This is a genomic window from Sphingobium sp. FW305-3-2-15-F-TSA7 (assembly GCF_058787155.1).
Genome location: NZ_JBYSZM010000016.1, coordinates 36,405 through 57,936, shown reverse-complemented (window position 1 = coordinate 57,936; position 21,532 = coordinate 36,405). Strand labels below are relative to the sequence as shown.

General features: G+C 66.7%; 24 protein-coding genes. 20 read left to right on the top strand and 4 right to left on the bottom strand.

Annotation, left to right across the window (positions count from 1 at the left end; translation table 11 throughout):
• The first annotated feature begins 59 nt into the window (after positions 1 to 59).
• The 7 genes from hisB (at position 60) to AC3WN8_RS14400 (ending at position 5,146) form a co-directional block, all read left to right on the top strand.
• Positions 60 to 668 (top strand): imidazoleglycerol-phosphate dehydratase HisB, encoded by a 609-nt coding sequence (hisB, locus tag AC3WN8_RS14430; protein WP_492670138.1) that lies wholly within the window; start codon positions 60 to 62, stop codon positions 666 to 668.
• Positions 661 to 1,272: an imidazole glycerol phosphate synthase subunit HisH gene (hisH, locus tag AC3WN8_RS14425; protein ID WP_492670137.1), complete on the top strand. Its 612-nt coding sequence runs from the start codon at positions 661 to 663 to the stop codon at positions 1,270 to 1,272. Before hisB ends, hisH begins: the two co-directional genes overlap by 8 nt.
• Positions 1,269 to 2,000 carry a 1-(5-phosphoribosyl)-5-[(5-phosphoribosylamino)methylideneamino]imidazole-4-carboxamide isomerase gene (hisA, locus tag AC3WN8_RS14420; protein WP_492670136.1) on the top strand — a complete coding sequence of 244 codons (732 nt, stop codon included), beginning with the start codon at positions 1,269 to 1,271 and terminating at the stop codon, positions 1,998 to 2,000. The genes hisH and hisA overlap by 4 nt, the downstream gene beginning before the upstream one ends.
• A gap of 7 nt (positions 2,001 to 2,007) precedes the next feature.
• Positions 2,008 to 2,808 (top strand): imidazole glycerol phosphate synthase subunit HisF, encoded by an 801-nt coding sequence (gene hisF, locus AC3WN8_RS14415; protein ID WP_492670135.1) that lies wholly within the window; start codon positions 2,008 to 2,010, stop codon positions 2,806 to 2,808.
• Positions 2,805 to 3,125 (top strand): phosphoribosyl-ATP diphosphatase, encoded by a 321-nt coding sequence (locus AC3WN8_RS14410; RefSeq protein ID WP_492670134.1) that lies wholly within the window; start codon positions 2,805 to 2,807, stop codon positions 3,123 to 3,125. Before hisF ends, AC3WN8_RS14410 begins: the two co-directional genes overlap by 4 nt.
• Before the next feature lie 14 nt (positions 3,126 to 3,139).
• Entirely contained in the window at positions 3,140 to 3,517 is a 378-nt protein-coding gene (locus tag AC3WN8_RS14405; RefSeq protein WP_492670133.1) for a histidine triad nucleotide-binding protein, read from the top strand.
• A gap of 87 nt (positions 3,518 to 3,604) precedes the next feature.
• The gene (locus AC3WN8_RS14400) at positions 3,605 to 5,146 is read left to right on the top strand and encodes an amino acid permease (protein WP_492670132.1); all 1,542 of its coding nucleotides are present in this window, start codon (positions 3,605 to 3,607) and stop codon (positions 5,144 to 5,146) included.
• Between the two features lie 98 nt (positions 5,147 to 5,244).
• Here AC3WN8_RS14400 and AC3WN8_RS14395 read toward each other — a convergent pair whose 3' ends face one another.
• Positions 5,245 to 6,246, bottom strand: coding sequence for an adenosine kinase (locus AC3WN8_RS14395; RefSeq protein ID WP_492670131.1), 1,002 nt, complete (start codon positions 6,244 to 6,246; stop codon positions 5,245 to 5,247).
• A gap of 122 nt (positions 6,247 to 6,368) precedes the next feature.
• Between AC3WN8_RS14395 and AC3WN8_RS14390 the strand changes: the two genes are divergently transcribed.
• Positions 6,369 to 7,046 (top strand): EI24 domain-containing protein, encoded by a 678-nt coding sequence (locus tag AC3WN8_RS14390; protein ID WP_492670209.1) that lies wholly within the window; start codon positions 6,369 to 6,371, stop codon positions 7,044 to 7,046.
• On the top strand, positions 7,043 to 7,414 hold the full coding sequence (locus AC3WN8_RS14385; RefSeq protein ID WP_492670130.1) for a hypothetical protein: 372 nt from the start codon (positions 7,043 to 7,045) through the stop codon (positions 7,412 to 7,414). Before AC3WN8_RS14390 ends, AC3WN8_RS14385 begins: the two co-directional genes overlap by 4 nt.
• On the opposite strand, the gene queG is transcribed toward AC3WN8_RS14385, so the two are convergent.
• Complete coding sequence (gene queG / locus AC3WN8_RS14380; RefSeq protein ID WP_492670129.1) at positions 7,339 to 8,469, bottom strand: tRNA epoxyqueuosine(34) reductase QueG; 1,131 nt, start codon at positions 8,467 to 8,469, stop codon at positions 7,339 to 7,341. The two genes, AC3WN8_RS14385 and queG, sit on opposite strands and share 76 nt — an antisense overlap.
• A 96-nt stretch (positions 8,470 to 8,565) precedes the next feature.
• Here queG and AC3WN8_RS14375 point away from each other — a divergent pair, with 96 nt between their 5' ends.
• The 5 genes from AC3WN8_RS14375 to msrB are packed head-to-tail and all read left to right on the top strand — an operon-like array spanning position 8,566 to position 13,091.
• Positions 8,566 to 9,099: a hypothetical protein gene (locus AC3WN8_RS14375; RefSeq protein ID WP_492670128.1), complete on the top strand. Its 534-nt coding sequence runs from the start codon at positions 8,566 to 8,568 to the stop codon at positions 9,097 to 9,099.
• The gene (locus AC3WN8_RS14370) at positions 9,099 to 10,016 is read left to right on the top strand and encodes an ABC transporter ATP-binding protein (protein ID WP_492670127.1); all 918 of its coding nucleotides are present in this window, start codon (positions 9,099 to 9,101) and stop codon (positions 10,014 to 10,016) included. Before AC3WN8_RS14375 ends, AC3WN8_RS14370 begins: the two co-directional genes overlap by 1 nt.
• Positions 10,013 to 11,278 (top strand): ABC transporter permease, encoded by a 1,266-nt coding sequence (locus tag AC3WN8_RS14365; protein ID WP_492670126.1) that lies wholly within the window; start codon positions 10,013 to 10,015, stop codon positions 11,276 to 11,278. Before AC3WN8_RS14370 ends, AC3WN8_RS14365 begins: the two co-directional genes overlap by 4 nt.
• 57 nt (positions 11,279 to 11,335) lie before the next feature.
• A complete protein-coding gene (locus AC3WN8_RS14360) occupies positions 11,336 to 12,577 on the top strand; it encodes a cytochrome P450 (RefSeq protein WP_492670125.1) in 1,242 nt (413 codons plus the stop codon).
• A 25-nt stretch (positions 12,578 to 12,602) separates the two neighbouring features.
• Entirely contained in the window at positions 12,603 to 13,091 is a 489-nt protein-coding gene (gene msrB, locus AC3WN8_RS14355; RefSeq protein WP_492670124.1) for a peptide-methionine (R)-S-oxide reductase MsrB, read from the top strand.
• A gap of 99 nt (positions 13,092 to 13,190) precedes the next feature.
• On the opposite strand, the gene AC3WN8_RS14350 is transcribed toward msrB, so the two are convergent.
• A complete protein-coding gene (locus AC3WN8_RS14350; RefSeq protein WP_492670123.1) occupies positions 13,191 to 14,012 on the bottom strand; it encodes a pyrroline-5-carboxylate reductase family protein in 822 nt (273 codons plus the stop codon).
• 78 nt (positions 14,013 to 14,090) lie between these two features.
• Positions 14,091 to 15,632 (bottom strand): M23 family metallopeptidase, encoded by a 1,542-nt coding sequence (locus tag AC3WN8_RS14345; protein WP_492670122.1) that lies wholly within the window; start codon positions 15,630 to 15,632, stop codon positions 14,091 to 14,093.
• A 198-nt stretch (positions 15,633 to 15,830) separates the two neighbouring features.
• Here AC3WN8_RS14345 and AC3WN8_RS14340 point away from each other — a divergent pair, with 198 nt between their 5' ends.
• From AC3WN8_RS14340 to AC3WN8_RS14315, 6 genes are all read left to right on the top strand, one after another.
• Entirely contained in the window at positions 15,831 to 18,317 is a 2,487-nt protein-coding gene (locus AC3WN8_RS14340) for a helicase-related protein (protein ID WP_492670208.1), read from the top strand.
• Positions 18,307 to 18,648, top strand: coding sequence for an RNA-binding S4 domain-containing protein (locus AC3WN8_RS14335; RefSeq protein ID WP_492670121.1), 342 nt, complete (start codon positions 18,307 to 18,309; stop codon positions 18,646 to 18,648). Before AC3WN8_RS14340 ends, AC3WN8_RS14335 begins: the two co-directional genes overlap by 11 nt.
• 27 nt (positions 18,649 to 18,675) lie before the next feature.
• Positions 18,676 to 19,017: a ferredoxin FdxA gene (gene fdxA, locus AC3WN8_RS14330; protein ID WP_492670120.1), complete on the top strand. Its 342-nt coding sequence runs from the start codon at positions 18,676 to 18,678 to the stop codon at positions 19,015 to 19,017.
• 291 nt (positions 19,018 to 19,308) lie between these two features.
• Complete coding sequence (locus AC3WN8_RS14325; RefSeq protein ID WP_489068870.1) at positions 19,309 to 19,839, top strand: CarD family transcriptional regulator; 531 nt, start codon at positions 19,309 to 19,311, stop codon at positions 19,837 to 19,839.
• A gap of 120 nt (positions 19,840 to 19,959) precedes the next feature.
• Positions 19,960 to 20,712, top strand: coding sequence for a head GIN domain-containing protein (locus AC3WN8_RS14320; RefSeq protein WP_492670119.1), 753 nt, complete (start codon positions 19,960 to 19,962; stop codon positions 20,710 to 20,712).
• A 96-nt stretch (positions 20,713 to 20,808) separates the two neighbouring features.
• Complete coding sequence (locus AC3WN8_RS14315; RefSeq protein ID WP_492670118.1) at positions 20,809 to 21,522, top strand: head GIN domain-containing protein; 714 nt, start codon at positions 20,809 to 20,811, stop codon at positions 21,520 to 21,522.
• Positions 21,523 to 21,532: the final 10 nt, after the last annotated feature.

The window sequence follows — 21,532 nt, the reverse complement described above, 5'->3', positions numbered from 1 at the left end:
CAGACGCGCGGCTGGTCAAGTGATTGCGCCAGCATTCCGGCGCGCTATAGGGGCGCATCATGCGCACAGCGACCATAGCCCGCAAGACCAAGGAAACCGAGATCGACGTCACCGTCAATCTCGACGGCACCGGCGTCTACACGGTCTCGACCGGGATCGGCTTCCTCGATCACATGCTGGAACAGCTTTCCCGGCATTCGCTGATCGATCTCGATGTGAAGATCGCGGGCGACCTGCATGTCGACCAGCATCACACCACCGAGGATTCGGGGATCGCGATCGGCGAGGCGGTGAGCCAGGCGCTCGGCGATCGCCGCGGCATCACGCGCTACGGCACTGCCTATGCGCCGATGGACGAGACGCTGACGCGCGCCGCGATCGACATTTCCGGCCGTCCGTTCCTGGTGTGGAAAGCGGCGTTCAGCCAGCCCCGGCTGGGCGAGATGGACACCGAATTGTTCGAACACTGGTTCCACGCCTTTTCGGGCGCCGCCGGAATCACGCTGCACGTCGAGAATCTCTACGGGCGCAACAACCATCACATCATCGAAAGCGCGTTTAAGGCGCTCGCGCGCGCGCTGCGTCAGGCGGTCGAGATCGATCCGCGCAAGGCCGATGCGATTCCCTCGACCAAGGGCACGCTTGGGGGCTCGGGTACCGGTGGCTGAAACCGTCGCGCTGATCGATTATGGCGCGGGCAATCTCCATTCCGTCCACAACGCGCTGAAGGCCGCGGGCGCACAAGGCGTCGTGGTCACCGCCGATCCGGCGGTCGTGCGCTCCGCGGACCGGATCGTGTTGCCCGGCGTCGGGGCCTATGCCGCCTGTGCGTCGGCGTTGAATGCGGTGCCTGGCATGCGCGATGTGCTCGACGAAGTGGTGCGCGGTGCCGGACGGCCGTTTCTTGGCATCTGTGTCGGCATGCAGTTGATGGCGGATCGCGGCGAGGAACTGGGCGGGCATGAGGGGCTGGGCTGGATCAAGGGCCGGGTCGTCGCGCTCGACCCCGCCGATTCGGCGCTCAAGGTGCCGCATATGGGCTGGAACAGCGTGACGCCGGTGGTCGAGCACAGCCTGCTCGAAGCCGGCGAGGCCTATTTCCTCCACGGTTTCGCTTTCGAAGGCACGGACGTGCTGGCGCTGACCGATCATGGCGGCCCGGTGACCGCGGCGATCGGTCGCGACACGATGATCGGCGTCCAGTTCCACCCCGAAAAGAGCCAGCGCTACGGGCTCCAATTCCTCGAACGCTTTCTGGACTGGAAACCATGAGCCTGATCGTTTTCCCCGCCATCGACCTGAAGGGCGGCCAGGTCGTCCGTCTCGCCGAAGGCGATATGGATCGCGCCACCATCTATGGTGACGATCCCGCCGCGCAGGCGATGCTGTTCGCCGAGGCGGGGGCCGAGCATCTTCATGTCGTCGATCTCGACGGGGCGTTCGCCGGGCAGTCGGTCAATGGCGAAGCGGTGAAGGCGATCGTCGAGCGCTTCCCGGGATACGTTCAGCTCGGCGGCGGCATCCGCGACCGCGCCGCGATCGAGCGCTGGTTCGGCCTGGGCGTCGCGCGGATCGTGATCGGCACCGCCGCGCTCGACAATCCGGATCTCGTGCGCGCGGCTGCAAGGGATTTCCCGGGCGGCATCGTCGTTGCGGTCGATGCGCGCGACGGCATGGTCGCCACCAAGGGTTGGGCCGATGTCTCGACCGTTTCGGTGGTCGACATGGCCCGCCGGTTCGAAGATGCCGGTGTGGCCGCGCTGCTGTTCACCGATGTCGGCCGCGACGGACTGCTCAAGGGCTGCAATGTCGAGGCGACCGTCGATCTGGCGCGCAGCTGCAGCATCCCGGTGATCGCGAGCGGCGGCGTTGCCGGCATTGCCGATATCCGGATGCTCGCCATCCATGCCAAGGACGGGATCGAGGGCGTGATCACCGGACGCGCGCTGTATGACGGGCGGCTCGACCTGGCGGCCGCGCTGTCGGTCGCGCGGGTGTGAAGCGCCAATGACGGTCCGCGCGCGCGTCATCCCCTGTCTCGATGTGGCGAACGGCCGCGTGGTGAAGGGCGTCAATTTCGTCGACCTGCGCGACGCGGGCGATCCGGTCGAGGCGGCGCGCGCCTATGATGCGGCGGGCGCCGACGAACTCTGCTTTCTCGATATCTCGGCCAGCCATGAAGGGCGCGGCACCTTGCTCGACATGGTTCGCCGCACGGCCGAGGTCTGTTTCATGCCGCTGACCGTCGGCGGCGGCGTCCGCAGTCCGGAGGATGCGCGCGCATTGCTGCTGGCGGGCGCGGACAAGGTCGCGGTCAACAGCGCGGCCGTCGCCCGGCCGGAACTCGTCGCCGACATGGCCGACCGTTTCGGCAGCCAGTGCGTCGTCGCATCGGTCGATGCGCGCAACGTGGCGCCCGGACGGTGGGAGATCTTCACCCATGGCGGCCGGCGCGAAACCGGCATCGACGCGCTCGAACATGCCATCCGCCTCGCCGGGCTCGGCGCCGGCGAACTGCTCGTCACCTCGATGGACCGTGACGGCACGCGCGACGGCTATGATCTCGCGCTCACCCGCGCCATCGCCGATGCGGTGACGGTGCCGGTGATCGCGAGCGGCGGTGTCGGCGGGCTCGACCATCTCGTCGCCGGGATCGTCGAGGGCCATGCCAGCGCGGTGCTTGCCGCCTCGATCTTCCATTTCGGCCAGCACAGCATCGCGGAAGCGCATGCCGCGCTCGCCGCCGCCGGCATTCCCGTCCGCGCACCTTTACACGATGCGCCCGTCGCGGCAGACGCACGCTCATGAGCGACGCGATCGACAGGCTTGAGGCAGTGATCCGCGCGCGGCGCGGCGCCGATCCCGATACGTCCTATGTCGCGAAGCTGACCGCGAAGGGCCGCGCCAAGATGGCGCAGAAGCTGGGCGAGGAAGCCGTGGAGACCGTGATCGCGGCGATCGCGGGCGATCGCGCCGCGGTCACGTCCGAAGCGGCGGATCTGATTTTCCATCTTTCGGTGCTGCTTGCCGATTTCGACCTGTCCTTCGCCGATGTCTTCGCCGAACTCGATCGGCGCGAAGGCGTTTCAGGGCTGGCCGAGAAAGCGGCGAGACCGAAGGACTGAACCGAGGAGCGAACATGCCGATCGATGCCACCCGGCCCTATGACGACCAGAATATCTTCGCGAAGATCCTGCGCGGCGAGATTCCGAACCGCACCGTCTATGAAGACGATCATGCGCTCGCCTTTCACGACATCAATCCGCAGGCGCCGCACCATATCCTGGTGATTCCGAAGGGCGCCTATGTGTCCTGGGACGATTTCTCGACCAATGCACCGGATGCGGAGATCGCCGGTTTCATCCGCGCGGTCGGCCATGTCGCGCGCGAGGCGGGTCTGGTCGAGCCCGGATATCGGCTGCTGGCCAATATCGGCATGGATGGCGGGCAGGAAATCCCGCATCTGCACATCCATATCTTCGCGGGCAAACCGTTAGGGCCGATGATCGCGAGATAGACTATTGCGCTCGGGCCATTAGCCACTAGGCTCCGCCGCCAACACAAACACCAGGGAAGCGCTTGGAAAAGCGCGGGGGAATCATTGATGATATTTGGGCGCATCAAGTCACTCGATGCAATTCTGGCCACCGCCGAGAAAAAGGCGCTGACGCGCTCTCTCGGTGCCTTCCAGTTGACGATGCTCGGCATCGGCGCCGTGATCGGCACCGGAATCTTCGTGCTGACGGCCGAAGCCGCGCAAAAGGCGGGGCCGGGCATGATGCTCGCCTTCGTCATCGCCGGCGTGGTCTGCGCGGTCGCCGCGCTCTGCTATGCCGAAATGGCGGCGATGGTGCCGGTCTCGGGCTCGGCCTATACCTACAGCTATGCGGTGATGGGCGAGTTGATCGCCTGGATGGTCGGCTGGGCGCTGATCCTCGAATATGCCGTCGCGGCCGGCGCGGTGTCGGTCGGATGGTCCGGCTATGTGGTCGGACTGCTGGAAAATGCCTTTTCCATAGACATACCGGACATGCTGGTGCGCGGTCCCTATGATGGCGGCATCGTCAATCTGCCGGCGATGGCGATCGCGGGTCTCGTCACCTGGCTGCTGGTGATCGGCACCAAGGAAAGCGCGTTCGTCAACGCGATCCTGGTCGCGATCAAGGTCGCCGCGCTGACGCTGTTCATCGTCCTGGCGGTGCCCGCGATGAATATGGAGAATTTCACGCCCTTCTCGCCGCTCGGCTTTGCCGGCGTCTCGGCGGCCGCGGCCTCGATCTTCTTCGCCTATGTCGGCTTCGACGCGGTTTCGACCGCCGCCGAGGAAACCAAGAATCCACAGCGCAACATGCCGATCGGCCTGATCGGTTCGCTCGCCATCTGCACGATCTTCTACCTGCTGGTCGCCGCCGGCGTCATCGGCAGCGTCGGTGCCCAGCCTCTGCTCGGCCCCGATGGCGCCGCACTGCCCCCGGGCAGCCTCGAGCTGGCCAAGGCCTGCGTTGCCCATGCCGCGAGCACGGGCGGCGAAGCGGTGGTTTGCTCCAAGGAAGCCCTGGCCTGGACGATGCGTGAAATCGGCTGGCCGCAGATCGGCAACCTGATCGGCCTCGCGGCCGGCCTGGCGCTGCCCTCGGTCATTCTGATGATGATGTACGGCCAGACCCGCATCTTCTTCGTCATGAGCCGTGACGGCCTGCTGCCGCCGGTCTTCTCGAAGATCCATCCGAAGTTCCACACCCCGCACGTCATCACCATCCTGACCGGCATCTTCGTCGCATTGTTCGCGGCCTTCTTCCCGGTCGGCAAGCTGGCAGATATCTCGAACAGCGGCACCTTGTTCGCCTTTGCCGCGGTGTCGATCGCGGTGCTGATCCTGCGCCGGACCGATCCCGACCGCCGCCGTCCCTTCCGGACGCCTGCCGTCATGGTCACCGCGCCGATCGCGGTGGCGGGCTGCGTCTATCTGTTCATCAGCCTCGGTCACGAAACCAAGCTGATGTTCCTCGGCTGGGCGGCGATCGGCCTCGTCGTCTATTTCCTCTACGGTCGTCGCCGGAGCCATGTCGGCCTGGGCCATGACGAAGTGCATGAAACCGATGCCGACGCGCCGCCGCAGCCGGTGCCGCCGGTTCCCAAGCTCTGATCGGGCCCAAGCTCTGATCGGGCTTGAGCAATCAAAGAAAAGGGGAGGCCTCGGCCTCCCCTTTTTTTGTCTTCGCGATGTGTCGAATTACGACGGCGTCAGGCGAAGCGCTTCGTCATCAGCTCCCTGAGATCCGCTTCCGGCCGCGCGCCGTAATGCGAGATGATCTCGGCAGCGCAGATCGCGCCCATGGTCAGGCTGTCCTCGACCGAGCGGCCCTCGGCCTGCCCGGCCAGGAAGCCGGCGGCGAACAGGTCGCCCGCGCCGGTCGTGTCCACGACGGCATCGATCGGTTCGGCCGGCGCCGCGAAGCGCGCGCCGTCCTTGATCGCGATCGCGCCTTTTTCGCTGCGCGTCACCACCAGCAGCGGCACGCTGGCGCTCGCCTTGGCCACCGCTGCCTCGAAATCGTCGAGCTCGGTCAGCGCGGTGATCTCGGCTTCATTGGCGAACAGGATGTCGATATCGCCATCCTCGATCAGCTTCACGAAATCGGCGCGATGGCGCGAGATGCAGAAGGTGTCGGACAAAGTGAACGCCACCTTGCGGCCAGCGCCGCGCGCGATCGCGATCGCCTTGCGCATCGCGGCGCGGGGTTCCGCGGGATCCCAGAGATAGCCTTCGAGATAGAGGATCGCCGCATCGGCGATCAGCGCCTCGTCGAGCGCCGCCGCCGGCAGGAACTGCGAAGCCCCCAGAAACGTGTTCATCGTGCGCTGGCCGTCGGGTGTCACCAGGATCAGGCAGCGCGCCGTCGGCGGTTCGGCCTCGGCGCGGACCTCGGTGGTGAAGGAAACGCCTTGCGCGCGGATGTCGTGCGCGAACACCGCGCCGAGCTGATCGGGGGCGACCTGGCCGATAAAGCCGCATTTGCGGCCGAGTGCGGCGAGCCCGGCGACGGTGTTCGCCGCCGATCCGCCGCTCGCTTCCAGGCCGGCGCCCATCTTGGCATAAAGCGCCTCGGCCTCTTCGGTGGTGAAGAGCAATTGCATCGAGCCCTTGGCCAGGCCTTCCTGCGCGATGAAGGCATCGTCGGCGCGGGCGATCACGTCGACGATCGCATTGCCGATGGCGACGATATCATGGCTGGGCTGGCTCAATTCGGAAACTCCTGCGCGATGCGTATATTTTCCGGCGTCTAGTGGGGGAGGGGGGACGGTGCAACCGCACGTTGACGGGACACACGTTGACGGGGCCGGGCACGATGCCGCATCCCATGCCGATGCTTCGCGCTTTCCTGTCTTCGCTCGGCCAGCTCGGCGATCCGCCGATCCTGAAAGTCCTGGGGAAAACCCTTTTCGTCACATTGGCGATCTTCGCGCTGCTCGGCGTGGCGCTTTGGTGGGGGGCGAGCAGCCTCGCCGCATCATGGGGGTGGGGCGTGGACGGCGGTTTCGCGGCGGCCGCCGGCGCCGCGCTGATCGCGGTCATCTCCGCCTGGCTGCTGTTCCGCGTCGTCGCGATCGCGGTGATCGGCCTGTTCGCCGACGCCGTGGTCGAGGCGGTCGAGCGCCGCCATTATCCGGATGCACTGGCCGGGGTTCGCCCCATATCGGTCGCGCGATCGCTACGGATGGGGCTCGCCTCGGCCGGGCGTGCGCTGCTGTTCAACCTGGCGGCATTGCCGCTCTATCTCGCCCTGCTGGTCACGGGCATCGGCACCGTGGCGTTGTTCGCGGCGGTCAACGCGCTGCTGCTCGGACGCGATCTGGGGGAGATGGTCGCCGTCCGGCACATGGACCCGGCGGCGGTCCGGGGCTGGCTCGGGACGACGCGTGCAAGCCGCTTCATACTGGGGCTTGTCGTCACCGGGCTGTTCGTGGTTCCTGTCGTCGGCCTGCTGGCGCCGATCCTGGGTGCGGCGATGGCGACGCATCTGTTTCACGGGAGGAAAGAATGACGATAGCCCGCTGGGCGTGTGGCGCTGCGTTGGCGCTGCTCGCGGGATGTGGCGCCGCGCCGGTGCGGCCGGTGGCAGCCCCCGTACCGCCGCCATCGCGTCCCGTCCCGATTCCGGTCGCCGGGCTCGAACGCGTGATGGGGCAGACCGCGAAATCGCTAACCAGCATGTTCGGCAAGCCCGACCAGGACGTGCGCGAGGCCAATGCCCGCAAGCTCCAGTTCGGCAGCGGCGTCTGCGTGCTCGATACCTATCTCTATGCGCGCCGTAACGGTCAGGAGCCGGTGGTGACCTATGTCGATGCGCGGCAGCTCGACGGCTCGGACATCGATCGCGCTTCCTGCGTCGCGTCGTTCGTGCGTCGCTGAGCCTCGAGGCTGTCGACCGCCCAGCGCGCGGCTTCGGCCACCACCTCATCCTCGTCCGTCATCAGCGGCGTCAAGCGGGCGAGCAGGGCCGGATCGCCGCTATTGCCCGCCGCGATCGCGGCGTTGCGCACCATGCGGCTACGCCCGATCCGCTTGATCGGGGAGCCGGCAAAGACCTGGCGAAATCCGGCATCGTCGAGCGCGAGCAGATCGGCAAGCGCGGGCGCGGCGAGTTCGGCGCGCGGCAGAAAGGCACGATTCGCCGCCGCCGTCGCGGCGAACTTGTTCCAGGGGCAGACCGCCAGGCAGTCGTCGCAGCCATAGATGCGATTGCCGAGCTTGGCGCGGAATTCCTCGGGAATCGGCCCTTTATGCTCGATGGTGAGGTAAGAGATGCAGCGCCGCGCATCGACGCGATAGGGCGCCGGAAAGGCATCGGTCGGGCAGACGCGCTGGCAGGCATCGCACGATCCGCAGCGGCCGCCGCCCGGTGTGTCGGGAGCCAGCACCAGCGTCGTGTAGATCGCACCCAGGAACAGCCAGCTGCCATGCGCGCGGTTGACGAGATTGCTGTGCTTGCCCTGCCAGCCGATTCCGGCGGCCTCGGCCAGCGGCTTCTCCATCACCGGCGCGGTATCGACGAACACTTTCACGTCCGCTGTGGCGTTGTCCTCGACCTCGGCATTCGCGACGATCCAGCGCGCCAGTTCCTTCAGTGCGCGTTTGACCACGTCGTGATAGTCGCCGCCCTGGGCATAGACCGAGATCCGGCCGATGCCGCCCTCATCCTCCAGCCGCAGCGGATCGAGGCCGGGGGCGTAGCTCATCCCGAGCATGATCACCGATTGCGCCTGCGGCCATAATCCCTGCGGCCGCGCCCGCTCGGTCGCGCGGCTTTCCATCCAGATCATGTCGCCATGCCGGCCCTCCGCCAGCCACTGGGCAAGCCGTGCCGCGCTTTCGGGCGCGGCGTCGGCGCGCGCGATCCCGCACGCGGCGAAACCGATCCGATTTGCTTCCTTTTTCAGGGCAGATGAGAAGTCGCTGTTTATCATAAGCTAACTGCTTGCTAGCATAAGACGCGTCGAAGGTTCGAGACCAACCCGGGTCATCCGCCCGATCACGGATGTGTGTGGGGACACAAACGGACGATGAAGGCCTATATTGCGTATCTGGGAAGCGGTCGCTTCCTGATCTTTCTTCTTGCCCTGGCGATATTGGTGGGCATGGCGTTCGGCTATTTCGGCGGTCATCTCGGCGGCCCGCTGCTCGACATGCTGTCCGATCCCGCGGCGAACGAGTCGCGGCTGGCGGCGATGACGGCGGATCAGCGCGCGACGCATCTGTGGATCACGCTGACGCTCGATGTGATCTACCCGCTCGCTTATGGCGGCGGCTTCGCCAATCTCTCGGCACGCCTTGCCGATCGCCACAAGCTGCTGGTCGCCTTACCCGGCCTGGCGCTGATCCTGGTCGATCTGACCGAGAATGTGCTGATCGCGATGATGCTGCAGGGCGATACCGGCGTGATTGGGGCGAAGGTGTTGGCGACTCAGGCCAAATGGTGGCTGTTCGGCGGCTGCACGCTGCTGGTGGCGGGGCTGGCGGTCGGCGCCGCGATCCGCCACTATGTCGGCGACGCGACGGAGTCCCGGATCGGCGGGCACGCGTCCAGGGAGATTTGATGGCCGATCAGCCGGCGGTCCGCGCGTCAGGGCTCACCAAATATTTCGGCAGCCGCATCGCGGTGGACCGCGTCGACCTGTCGGTGCCCGAGGGCATGATCTACGGCGTGCTCGGGCCCAATGGGGCAGGCAAGACGACGACGCTCCGCATGCTGCTCGGCATCATCGAACCCGATAGCGGTTCGCGCGCGATCTTCGGCAATCCGCACCCGCGCGCGGTGGGCGACAGGGTCGGTTACCTGCCAGAGGAGCGTGGCCTCTATCCTGCGATGAAGGCACGCGAGGCGATCGCGTTCATGGGCGCGCTGCGCGGACTCGATTGGAAGGAAGGGCGCGCGCGTGCGGCGGTGCTGCTCGAAAATGCCGGGCTGGGGCATGCGGTGGACGAAAAGATCCGCAAGCTCTCCAAGGGTATGGCGCAGCTTGTCCAGCTGCTCGGCTCGCTGGTCCATCGGCCCGATCTGATCGTACTCGACGAGCCGTTTTCCGGGCTCGACCCGGTCAATCAGGAACGGCTCGAAGCGCTGATCGTCGCCGAGCGCGCGCGCGGGGCCACGGTGCTCTTCTCCACCCATGTCATGGCGCATGCCGAACGGCTCTGCGATCGGCTGGCGATCATCGCAGGCGGCAAAAGGCGTTTCGAGGGCACCGTCGACGATGCGCGGGCGATGCTGCCGATGCGCGCGACCTATACGCCGCGCAACGATAGCGAAGGGGTGGCAGCTTTGCTGCCCGCCGATGCCGAGCATCGCGACGATCGCTGGCGCTTCATTGTGCCCGACAGCGGGATAGAGCCCTTGCTGGAGACGCTGATCGCGCGCGGTCACGGCATTGCCGGCCTGTCGATCGAGCGGCCGGGGCTTCACGATGCCTTTGTCCGCATCGTCGGCCGCGCGAATGCGGGAGACGTCGAGTGAAGCGCCTGATCCGCCAGACTGTGGTGATTGCGCGGCGCGACTTCATCGCGACGGTCGCCACGCCGACCTTCCTCGTCTTTCTGCTCGCACCGCTGTTCATGATCGGCTTCGCCGTGGTCGGCGGGCTCGGTGCATCGGAGATGGCGTCGAACGTCACCGGGCGCGCGGCGATCGCCGCGCTCGTGCCCGGCGTCGACGGCGCCAAGCTGCGCACCGCAGACGACGCGTTGCGCGCTTCTTACCGGGCGGAAAACAAGCCTGCTGAGCTTCGTATCCTGCCGCCCTCGGCCGATCCGGATGCCCAGGCCCGCGCGTTGATGGCGGACAAGGATACCGACGTCTATGCAGTGCTTTACGGTCCGCTCGACCATCCGACGATCCTGCGCGCATCGACCAGCGAAATCTCCGCGCCCTATCTCGCGGAACTTGCCGAACAGGCGCTGCGCAACGATCGTGCGGGCATTGCCGCCGGCGAGCGGCTGAGCCGCCCGGTCATCTCGGCAGTGACGCGTGAGGCACCGAGCCGCAGCGGCCGGCAGAGCATCGGCTTTGGTGCGGTGTTCGTGATCTTCTTCCTGACATTGCTGCTCGCCGGCCAGGCGGTGGGCATGATGGCGGAGGAGAAGGGCAACAAGGTCATCGAGATCCTGGCGGCCGCGGTGCCGTTGGAAACGGTGTTCCTCGGCAAGCTGATCGGCATGTTCGGGGTCGCGCTGTGTTTCATCGCCTTTTGGGGCGTGATCGCGGGTGGGGCGGTGCAATATTTGCCCCATGGCGCGTCGATCGCCACATCGGTTCCGGCGATCGGCTTTCCACTCTTCTTCCTGCTCTGCGCGGCCTATTTCACCATGGCCTATATGCTGCTCGGCGCGGTGTTCCTGGGGGTCGGCGCACAGGCCTCGACGGTGCGCGAGATCCAGATGCTGTCGTTGCCCATCACCATCGTCCAGGTCGGCATGTTCGGCCTGTCCTCCGCCGCGGCCTCTTCGCCCGGCAGCATGGTCGCAACGTTCGCCGAGATCTTCCCGCTCAGTTCGCCCTTCGCCATGGCTGCGCGCGGCGCCGCCGATCCACGCATCTGGCCGCATCTGGCCGCGCTGGCCTGGCAGCTTTTCTGGGTGGCGCTCACCATCACCGTGGCCGCGCGCCTGTTCCGCCGCGGCGTGCTCAAATCGGGCTCGGGCGGGTTGAAGGGATTGTTCGGGCGGGAACGGGGCGGCGGTGTGGCCGATGCGGTCTCCGACTCGTTGACACATGTGTAAATAGTGGCATTCTGAAACCCAACGCGCCGTCGATGGGCGCGATGCAGGAGAATGCCGATGGCTACGCTTGCCCCCGCCACGCCGCTCGACACTGCCGACCCGCTCGATGTCAGCCGCGCGGAACTCTATACCGAGCATCGCTGGCAGGAACCGTTCCGGCGGCTGCGTGCGGAGGCGCCGATCCATCGCTGCGAGAGCAGCGCTTTTGGCCCCTATTGGTCGATCTCGACCTATAAGCCGATCGTTCACGTCGAATCGCTGCCCGAACTCTATTCCTCGTCATGGGAACATGGCGGGATCACGCTCGCCGATCCGAAGGAGACGGCGCATTTCGCGATGCCGATGTTCATTGCGATGGACCGGCCCAAACATACCGAGCAGCGCCGCACCGTCGCGCCCGCCTTCACGCCGAGCGAGATCGCGCGGCTCGCCGAATCGATCCGCCATCGCACCGGCGACCTGCTCGACGAGCTGTCCTGGGATAGCGAGTTCGACTGGGTCGATACGGTCTCGATCGAGCTGACCACGCAGATGCTCGCGATCCTGTTCGACTTCCCATGGGAAGATCGCCGGCTGCTGCCCTATTGGTCCGACTGGGCAGGCAATATCGAACTGGTCCATAACGAGGAAACGCGCAAGCAGCGGCTCGACATCATGTTCGAGATGGCGGGCTATTTCGCCAGGCTCTGGGCCGAGAAGGCGGCAGCGCCGCCGCAGCCGAACCTGATCTCGATGATGGCGCATTCCGAAGCGATGAGCCACATGGAACAGAACGAGTTCATCGGCAATCTCGTGCTGTTGATCGTCGGCGGCAACGACACCACGCGCAACTCGATGTCCGGCCTTGCATTCGGTCTCGACCGGTTTCCCGACGAGCGCGCCAAGCTGGAGGCGGATCCCGGCCTGATCCCCAATGCGACATCGGAGATCATCCGCTGGCAGACGCCGCTTGCGCATATGCGCCGCACCGCGACCGAGGATAGCGAGTTGTTCGGCCACAGGATCGCCAAGGGCGACAAGCTGGCGCTCTGGTATATTTCGGGCAATCGCGATGAGAGCGTGTTCGAGGATGCCGACCGGCTCAAGGTCGATCGCGAGAATGCGCGGCGTCATCTTTCCTTCGGATACGGCATCCATCGCTGCGTCGGCGCACGGCTGGCCGAATTGCAGATTTCGATCCTGCTCGAGGAAATGGCGAAACGGCGGATGCGGGTGAACGTCTCCGGCCCGGCCGAGCGGGTTCCGGCGTGCTTCGTCAACGGCTACAGGAAACTGCCGGTCACGCTCAGTCGTTATTGAACGAAAGGCGTTATGGAGTCGGCCGATGATGGATAGGCGCGCATTGATCGGATCCGCCGTGGTCGTGGGCGCCGGCGTCGGATTTCTGGGGCTGCGCGCGCTGGCGGCGCCCAAGGCGCGCTATCCGCTGACGCTCAGCGATGCCGAATGGCGCAAACGGCTCAGCCCCGCCCAATATGCGGTGCTGCGCCAGGCGCACACCGAGCGTGCGTTCAGCAGCCCGCTCGACAAGGAGCATCGCGTCGGCACGTTCGTCTGCGCAGGCTGTGCACTGCCGCTCTTCTCTTCGACGACCAAGTTCGACAGCGGCACGGGCTGGCCCAGTTTCTGGGCGCCACTGCCCAATGCGGTGGGCACCGGCCGGGATTTCGAACTGGGCGTGCTGCGGATCGAGGTCCATTGCAGCCGCTGCGGCGGTCATCTCGGCCATGTCTTCGACGACGGTCCGCGCCCGACCGGCAAACGCTATTGCATGAACGGCGTTGCGATGAAGTTCTTGGCCAGCAAGATTTAGAGCAAGTTGCGCGATATCTGAATCACGCAACTTGCTCTATATATTTGTGATCGCATCGTTTTAAGCGGAAAACCGGTTCCCACTTTTCCGCACGATGCTCTAATTCCGCGCCATTTCCGCCAGTTCGGCGGCCCGATCCGAAGCCGCCTGCAGCGTGCGCGCGACCAATTCGTTGAGCGATTGGTCTGCATCGAGCACGTCCATACCGGCGCGCGTGGTGCCGCCGGGGCTGGCCACGCGTTCGGCGAGTGCTGCCGGGCTCGCATCCGACGCGGCGGCAAGTGCCGCGGCCCCACCCACGGTCGCGAGCGCGAGCGCGGCGGCTTGATCGGGCGCGAAGCCCAGATTTTCGGCGCCTGCCGCAATCGCGTCGATGAAACGATAGACAAAGGCCGGCCCCGATCCCGAAACTGCGGTCCCCGCATCGATCAGCGCCTCGCGGTCGACCCAGAGCGACAGGCCGAGTGGACGCGCCAGCGCGTCGGTAACGCCATGTGCATCGGCGCCATCGCGACTGGCATGGAGGATCGAGACGCCCTTGCCGAGTGCTGCGGGCAGGTTGGGCATCAGCCGCACGATCCCGCCCGCTTTGGCGAATTGATCGCCAAGCGTCGCGCCATCGACCCCGGCCATGATCGAGATGATCACGGTCTCCGGACCGGTGAGCGCGTCGAGAGTGGCTGCGGCCTGAGCGAAGATCTGCGGTTTCACGCCGACCAGCAGGGCCGCGGGGGCGGGGGCATTGGCGGGCGGCGTGGCGCTCAGGCGGACACCGTCAGGCGCCTCGGTCCGTGCGGGATCGATGATCGTCACCGCTGCGGGATCGAGCCCCGATTCGAGCCAGCGGGAGAGCATGGCGCCGGCCATGTTGCCGCAACCGAGCAGCCAGAGCGGACGCGAGGGCGTGAAGGGAAAGGTCATGGCCCGGCCCGATAAGCGAAAATCCCGCGCCTGTCATTCCTGCCGATGTCATTCCCGCCGAAGCGGGAGTGGCATCGATCAGCGCGCGGCAGTTTGCCCGGGCTGTGCCGCCGCGCCGCCGCCACCCGTCCGCACCGAGAGCAAATTGCTGAGCTTGGCGCGGAAGGCGGCAAGATCGGCGCCCGCGAGCAGCGAGGTCTGGATGAACGACACCGAGCGCGGATTGATCGCGACGCCGTTCTTGTAGAGCTCGTAATGGAGATGCGGGCCGGTCGACAGGCCCGTCGATCCGACATAGCCGATCACCTGGCCCTGGCGGACGCGGGTGCCGACGCCCACCGCGATCCGGCTCATATGCGCATAGCCGGTGCCAAGCCCGCCGACATGGTTGAGCCGCACATAATTGCCATGGCCGCCATGACGGCCGGCAAAGGAAACGACGCCGTCGGTGGCGGCATAGATGGGCGCACCCGATGGCGCGCCGAAATCGATGCCCTTGTGCAGGCGCGAATAGCCGAGCAGCGGATGGCGTCGCATGCCGAAGCCGGAGGTCATGCGTCCCGCCACGGGCGTTGCCATCACGCCGCGCTTCTGCCCGACGCCCGATGCCTCGAACCATTCGGTACGGCCGCCGATCGTCCATTCGAGCAGCTGGATGCGACGGCGGCCCTGGTCGAGCCCGGCATAGAGCAGCTTGCCGATCTCGACCTCGCCGGTTTCGGCGCGCGCCTGTTCGACGACGATGTCGAACCGGTCGTCGGGACGAACGTCGCCGCCGATCGAGACCTTTGTCGCGAGCGCGCGGATATAGGCTTCGACCGCCTTGCCGGGCACGCCGGCGGCGCGGGCCGACCGATAGAGGCTGGCGCCGACGCGGCCCTGGATACGCAGCGGCGTGTGATCCACCGCGATCGGCACGCGCGTCAGCACGAGCGCGCCGTTGACGCGCGAGATTTCGAGCCTGAGGTCGAAGCGCGCGCGGAATGCGAGATAATCGAGTGGCCGGGCGACATTGCGATTGGCGCGCCGTCCGAGCGTCACGTCCATGCGCGTGCCCGGTTTGATGTCGCCCAGGCCGACCGCGCCCGCGACCATTTCCGAAACCTTGGCCGACTCGCTTTCGGCAACGCCGGCGCGCTCGAGCACGCGCTTGAAGCCGTCACCCTGCCCGAGCGTCGCGACCAGCTCGATCGACGGACGTTCGGGCGTGTCGGTCAGCGGCACGACCGCGTCGGTGGAGGACATTCTGCGCCCGGTATCCCCGCCCAGCGCCAGCGGCGCGATCGACTGCGCGCGGGCCTCGTCCCAGCTGTCGGGGCTCATCGGTTGCGGGCTGAGCCCGGCGACGGGGCGGAAACCGGGCGACAGCGCCCAGGCGGAGGAGATCAGGACGACGCAGGTCGCGAGCCCGCGGAACCATTCGCGCGATCCGATGCCTGCGCCGAGATCGGGAACCAGGTCGACATCGGCCAGCCGCGCCTCGAGCCGGCTCCACCGGCCGTCGGGCTGGAGTTTGCGGCCGAACGGCCGGGCAAGCGCGGTTCCCGAGATCGCATTGTCGAGCGAAAGGACCGCGGCCGGGCCTCCGTCGCCGAAACCATGTTCGTTGCGCTGGTACAAGTTGCGCCCCTTAAAAGCGGTGCCCGCACACCGCGACTCCCAATGAGCTATAGCACGTCTGTGAAGGCAGAGGGTTAAAGTCAAATTAAGGTGCCGCCGATCGCCCGGAATCGCGGCGGGCCGTGCGGTTCGATCGGTGGGCGCAAATCTTTGTCATCGGTGCTTGCGCTGACGCATGGGATTGCCGATCTTGGCCTTATGAGCCGTTTCGCGCGTTCGCCGGTTACCGCCATTCTCGGGCCGACCAATACCGGCAAGACCCATCTCGCGGTCGAGCGGATGTGCGGTCATGCCAGCGGCATGATCGGCTTTCCGCTGCGCCTGCTGGCGCGCGAGGTCTATGAGCGCGTCGTCGCGATCAAGGGCAAGACTCAGGTCGCGCTGATCACCGGCGAGGAGAAGATTCTGCCCGACAAGGCGCGCTGGTTCCTCTGTACCGCCGAAAGCATGCCGCTCGACCGGGATGTCGCCTTTGTGGGGCTCGACGAGGCCCAGCTCGGTGCCGATCCCGCGCGCGGCCACGTCTTCACCGATCGCCTGCTGCGCGCGCGCGGCCGCGAGGAAACGATGATCCTGGGCTCGGAAAGCCTGAAGCCGCTCGTCCGCGCGCTGGTGCCCGAGGCGGAGGTGATCGGCCGTCCGCGCTTCTCGACGCTGAGCTATGCCGGCGCGCGCAAGCTGTCCAAGCTGCCGCCGCGTTCGGCGATCGTCGCCTTCTCGGCGGAGGAGGTCTATGCCGTTGCCGAGATGCTGCGGCGGACCAAGGGCGGCGCTGCCGTGGTCATGGGGGCATTGTCCCCGCGCACCCGCAACGCCCAGGTCGCGATGTTCCAGGCCGGCGAGGTCGATTATCTGGTCGCGACCGATGCGATCGGCATGGGCCTCAACATGGACGTGGCCCATGTCGCCTTTGCCGGCCTCGCCAAGTTCGACGGCCATCGGCGGCGGCGGCTGACCCTGGCCGAAATGGCGCAGATCGCGGGCCGCGCCGGCCGGCACCAGCGCGACGGCACCTTCGGCACGCTGGGCGCGGAGGAAGGCGGGATCGCCTTCACCCCCGAGGAGATCGAACGGATCGAGGAGCATCGCTTCCCGCCGCTCGACCATCTGTTCTGGCGCGACGGCCTGCCCGACCTGTCGAGCATCGATACGCTGATCTCGGCGCTCGAAGCGCGGCCGGTCCAGCCGTTGCTGCGCGCCGCGCCCGAGGCCGTCGATCTGGCGGTGCTCCGCCGGCTCGCGCAGGAGTCCTGGGTTCGCGAACGCGTCCGCGATACGGCGATGGTCCACCGGCTATGGGCCGCGTGCGGCCTGCCCGATTTCCGCAAGACCGGTGCGGACCATCATGCGCGGCTGGTCGGCCGCGTATTCAGGCATTTGAGCGAGGGCACCGGCCATATTCCGGTGCCGTGGTTCGCCGACGCGATCGCGCGGCTCGACACGATCCAGGGCGATGTCGAGACGCTGGCCGACCGTATCGCGGCGGCCCGCACCTGGGCCTATATCGCGCATCGCGGCGACTGGCTGGCCGACCCCGTCCATTGGGCCGAGCGCACCCGCGCGGTCGAGGAGAAATTGTCCGATGCGCTCCACGCCAAGCTGACGCAGCGCTTCGTTGACCGGCGAACCACCGTGCTGATGCGCGAGATCGGCAGCGATCCCGACGCGATGCCGGTCACCATCGCCGAAAATGGCGAGGTTCGCGTCGACGACGAACCGATCGGGCGACTCGACGGCTTCCGCTTCAGCGTCGCGGCGGACGCGCGCATGGCCGATCGCCGCAAGCTGCTCGCGGTCGCGGAGCGCCGGCTCGGCCGCGAACTGGCGCGCCGCGCGCGGGCACTGGCGGATGCGCCCGATGCGGCCATCGCGCTCGTCACGACCATTGGTGAGCGGCCTGCGATCGTCTGGGACGGTCATGTCGTCGCGCAGCCGGTTGCCGGTCGATCGCTCCTCACGCCGCAAATCCGGCTCGATCGCGCTCTCGATATGCTCGACGAAGTCGCGCGCAAGGCGATCGCGGCACGACTCGCGCGCTGGCTGGCCGGGCGAATCGACCATGCGATCAAGCCGCTGGCGCGGATGACCGCCGCCGCGGGGGATCCGGCCACGCCGTCGCCGCTGCGCGCGCTGCTCGCGCCGCTGGCCGAGGCGGGCGGGGTGATGCCCCGCGCGACGCTCGACGCGGCGCTTGCCGCGCTCGACAAGCCCGGTCGTCACGGCGCGCGTCGGCTGGGCCTGGCGATCGGTGCGCTCGACCTGTTCCACCCGCAATTGCTGAAACCCGAAGCGATGCGCTGGCGCGCCGCGCTGGCCGCGATCCGCGCCAATGACGTCATGCCGTCACTCGCATCGCCGGGCGCCGCCGTTCTTTCCGGCGTCGCGCCCAGCCCGGATTTCCGGACATTGGGCGGTCAGGCACTGCGCGTCGACCTGGTCGAGCGGATCGCGCGCGCGGCGCATGACGCGCGTGACGGCAGGCGTCCTTTCGTGCCCGATCCGTCACTCGCGGTGTCGATGGGATTGGGTGCCGACGCGCTTGCCCGGCTGATGCGGCTGCTCGGCTTCGAGGCGCATGAACAGGCCTGGCGCTATCGCGGACGGGTCAAGCCGCGCTCGGATCGGGCGGTGCGCCCCGGCAGCGCCTTTGCCGAGCTCGAAAGACTGGTCGCGCATGGCCGGTGACGCGGCGCCGGCGCAGCGCATCGATCGCTTCCTGTGGTTCGCACGGCTGACCAAGACGCGCAGCCAGGCACAGGCGCTCTGCGCGCAGGGGCATATCCGCGTCGATGGGCGCCGGATCGATCGCGCGCATGCCGTGGTGCGCGTCGGCAATGTCGTCAGCCTGTTCGTCCATGACCGCGTTCGCGCGATTCGCATCGATGCGCTGCCGGTGCGGCGCGGCCCCGCGCCCGAGGCGCGGGCCTGCTATACCGACCTCGCGACGGCGGCGCAGGAAATGCGAACGACTTGCATCAGTGCAGGGAATATTGACGCGGACGAATCGCATCCATAGCAGGGCCGAATTGGAGGGAGCTGTTCCATGACCTATGTCGTCACCGATGCCTGTATCCGTTGTAAGTATATGGATTGTGTGGAGGTGTGCCCCGTGGACTGCTTCTACGAGGGTGAGAACATGCTGGTGATCAATCCCAGCGAATGCATCGATTGCGGTGTTTGCGAGCCCGAATGTCCCGCCGAGGCGATCCTGCCGGATACCGAGAACGGCCTTGAGCAGTGGCTCGAGCTCAATACGAGCTTCTCCGCGCAATGGCCCAACGTCACGCGCAAGGGCGACCAGACTCCCGCGGATGCCGACGAGCATAAGGGCGAAGAGGGCAAGTTCGACAAATATTTCTCGCCGGAGCCCGGCGCGGGCGACTGAATCGCCGCGCCATAGGGGGCGCTTGCCCCCCGCTTCCGTAGCGTCGCCGATATCATCCGGACTCTGCGCAGGCCGGGTGATACCGGGCCGGCTTTGTCCTGCATTGCAACAAAAGACTGCGGGCTGGCATTTTTGTTGCGACTCTGTTAAAGAGACTCACTGCGAGCGCGCGGTGTCACCGCGCCGCTAGAGGAGACTCACCACCTGCAAGCCCTGATTGGACCGGCCACTGGCTATCGCAGCGGGCCGGCATCTCCATATCGGCGGTATTCCACGGAAAGGTTGTAAAGCATGGCATCCAAGGCCTTGTCCTTCGACGTTGGCGATTATGTCGTTTACCCCAAGCACGGAGTCGGCCGTGTCATCGAACTGCAGAGCACCGACATAGCGGGCATGCAGCTCGAACTTTATGTGCTGCGTTTCGAAAAGGAGCGGATGACGCTCCGCGTCCCCACCAACAAGGCCGAGAGCGTCGGCATGCGCAAGCTGTCGTCCGACAAGACGCTGAAGGAAGCGCTCGACACGCTGAAGGGCAAGCCCAAGGTGAAGCGCACCATGTGGTCGCGCCGTGCCCAGGAATATGAAGCCAAGATCAATTCGGGCGATCTCGTTTCGATCGCCGAAGTCGTGCGCGACCTGTTCCGGGCCGACGATCAGCCCGAGCAGAGCTATTCCGAGCGTCAGATCTTCGAAGCCGCCACCAGCCGCCTCGCACGCGAACTGGCCGCGATGGAAGAGACCGACGAGCCCGGCGCGCAGCAGAAGATCCTCGAGATCCTCAACAAGGCGGCGTTGATCCACAACAAGGACAAGGGCGAATAACGGCGTCCGAACGTCCATCGCAGCAATGGGGAAGGCGGCTTTCGGGCCGCCTTTTCTTTTGCGCTTGCTACCGTCGCCGCCGAGCTGTATTATTGAAACAATACAGCAGGAGCCGATGCCATGCGCTATCTCGCCTTTCCGATCCTTGCATTCGCCACCGCCTGTTCGGCCTCGGCCGATAACAGCGCGGGCAAGCTGAGCGGCGTTTCCGGCACGCGCAGCTTCGACGCGGCGGGCTTCGATTCGGTCTCGTTGAGCGGGCCGGACAATGTGATCGTCCAGGTGGGCAAGGCGGTTTCGGTCAAGGCGGTGGGCGACACCGCCATTCTCGATCGGCTCGAGATCGAGGTGGTCGACGGCACGTTGCGCGTCGGCCGCAAGCGCAAGAACGGCGTCCATTTCAATTGGGGCAAGGACAAGGGCGCGGTCGTCACCGTCACCCTGCCGGTGCTCGCCGGCGCATCGGTCGCGGGTTCCGGCGACATGGATGTCGATCGCGCCGCATCGCCCAAGTTCAAGGCCTCGATCGCGGGCTCGGGATCGCTCAAGGTGGGCGCATTGGAGACCGATCGGCTCGATGTTTCGGTTGCCGGCTCGGGCAATGCGACCTTCGCCGGGGGCACTGCGGGCGAGGCCGATGTCTCGGTCGCCGGCTCGGGCAATCTCGACGCGGTGGGAGTCGCGGCGCGCACCGCCGACATTTCCGTCGCGGGATCGGGGGGCGTCAGGGCCGCCGTGTCCGAACGCGCCGACGTCTCGATCGTCGGTTCGGGCGATGTCGACATCATCGGCGATGCCCAATGCAAGGTTTCGAAGATCGGCTCGGGTGATGTCCGTTGCACGCCGGTCGCACCGGCGACGCCCAAGCAATAGGATTCCTTTGTTTTCTGCATTTCCAGTCAGGTGATCTCACCTGACTGGAAATGCTCTACACTTGCCCGCCACGTGCCGCGCCGTCATGGTGTCGGCATGAGCATCAGGCATTTCGCGGCTGCCCTTCTCGGTATGGCCTCCGCCGGTCCGCTGGCCGCGGCCGAGCGCGTCGAGACCATCACCAGCTTCGATCGCATCCGCGTCGAAGGCCCCTATCAGGTGGAGGTCGTCACCGGGCGCGGCGCCTCCGCGCGGCTGTCGGGAACGCGCGAGGCGCTCGATCGCGTATCGGTGCTCGTTCAGGGCAGCACGCTGATCATCCGTGCCAATCGGACCGGCTGGACCGGTGGCTGGCCGGGCGACGACAAATCGGGGCCCGTCACGGTGCGGCTGACCGCCGGCGAGTTGCGCGGGGTGTCGCTTGGCGGTAGCGGCGCCGTCACCATCGACCGTATCCGCGGTCCGCTCGTGCAACTCGCGGTCGAGGGATCCGGACGGTTGACGGTCGGCCGCGCTGAAGCCGACCGGCTCGATCTGACGCTGCTCGGCTCGGGCGCGATCGTCATTGCCGGCACCGCCAAGGCCGCCAGCGCCATTGTCCGCGGATCGGCCGCGATCGACGGCGCGACGCTCGTCGCCAACGATCTGCGTGTCACCAGCGAGAGTGCGGGCAATGTCGCGCTCGCCGCGCGCACCAGTGCGAGCGTCAAGGCAAGCGGCTCGGGCGAAGTCCGGATCGGTGGCACCCCCGCCTGCACCGTCAGCGCGGTGGGATCGGGGCAGGTCTATTGCGGCGCCGCGAAGAAATAGTGTGGTGGGC

Bases quoted from the DNA above. Each gene is read 5' to 3' on its own strand.
- hisB (WP_492670138.1), top strand. From the start codon at position 60: ATGCGCACAGCGACCATAGCCCGCAAGACCAAGGAAACCGAGATCGAC.
- hisA (WP_492670136.1), top strand. From the start codon at position 1,269: ATGAGCCTGATCGTTTTCCCCGCCATCGACCTGAAGGGCGGCCAGGTC.
- hisF (WP_492670135.1), top strand. From the start codon at position 2,008: ATGACGGTCCGCGCGCGCGTCATCCCCTGTCTCGATGTGGCGAACGGC.
- AC3WN8_RS14410 (WP_492670134.1), top strand. From the start codon at position 2,805: ATGAGCGACGCGATCGACAGGCTTGAGGCAGTGATCCGCGCGCGGCGC.
- AC3WN8_RS14405 (WP_492670133.1), top strand. From the start codon at position 3,140: ATGCCGATCGATGCCACCCGGCCCTATGACGACCAGAATATCTTCGCG.
- AC3WN8_RS14400 (WP_492670132.1), top strand. From the start codon at position 3,605: ATGATATTTGGGCGCATCAAGTCACTCGATGCAATTCTGGCCACCGCC.
- AC3WN8_RS14390 (WP_492670209.1), top strand. From the start codon at position 6,369: ATGCTTCGCGCTTTCCTGTCTTCGCTCGGCCAGCTCGGCGATCCGCCG.
- AC3WN8_RS14385 (WP_492670130.1), top strand. From the start codon at position 7,043: ATGACGATAGCCCGCTGGGCGTGTGGCGCTGCGTTGGCGCTGCTCGCG.
- queG (WP_492670129.1), bottom strand. From the start codon at position 8,469: ATGATAAACAGCGACTTCTCATCTGCCCTGAAAAAGGAAGCAAATCGG.
- AC3WN8_RS14375 (WP_492670128.1), top strand. From the start codon at position 8,566: ATGAAGGCCTATATTGCGTATCTGGGAAGCGGTCGCTTCCTGATCTTT.
- AC3WN8_RS14370 (WP_492670127.1), top strand. From the start codon at position 9,099: ATGGCCGATCAGCCGGCGGTCCGCGCGTCAGGGCTCACCAAATATTTC.
- AC3WN8_RS14360 (WP_492670125.1), top strand. From the start codon at position 11,336: ATGGCTACGCTTGCCCCCGCCACGCCGCTCGACACTGCCGACCCGCTC.
- msrB (WP_492670124.1), top strand. From the start codon at position 12,603: ATGATGGATAGGCGCGCATTGATCGGATCCGCCGTGGTCGTGGGCGCC.
- AC3WN8_RS14350 (WP_492670123.1), bottom strand. From the start codon at position 14,012: ATGACCTTTCCCTTCACGCCCTCGCGTCCGCTCTGGCTGCTCGGTTGC.
- AC3WN8_RS14340 (WP_492670208.1), top strand. From the start codon at position 15,831: ATGAGCCGTTTCGCGCGTTCGCCGGTTACCGCCATTCTCGGGCCGACC.
- AC3WN8_RS14335 (WP_492670121.1), top strand. From the start codon at position 18,307: ATGGCCGGTGACGCGGCGCCGGCGCAGCGCATCGATCGCTTCCTGTGG.
- fdxA (WP_492670120.1), top strand. From the start codon at position 18,676: ATGACCTATGTCGTCACCGATGCCTGTATCCGTTGTAAGTATATGGAT.
- AC3WN8_RS14325 (WP_489068870.1), top strand. From the start codon at position 19,309: ATGGCATCCAAGGCCTTGTCCTTCGACGTTGGCGATTATGTCGTTTAC.
- AC3WN8_RS14320 (WP_492670119.1), top strand. From the start codon at position 19,960: ATGCGCTATCTCGCCTTTCCGATCCTTGCATTCGCCACCGCCTGTTCG.
- AC3WN8_RS14315 (WP_492670118.1), top strand. From the start codon at position 20,809: ATGAGCATCAGGCATTTCGCGGCTGCCCTTCTCGGTATGGCCTCCGCC.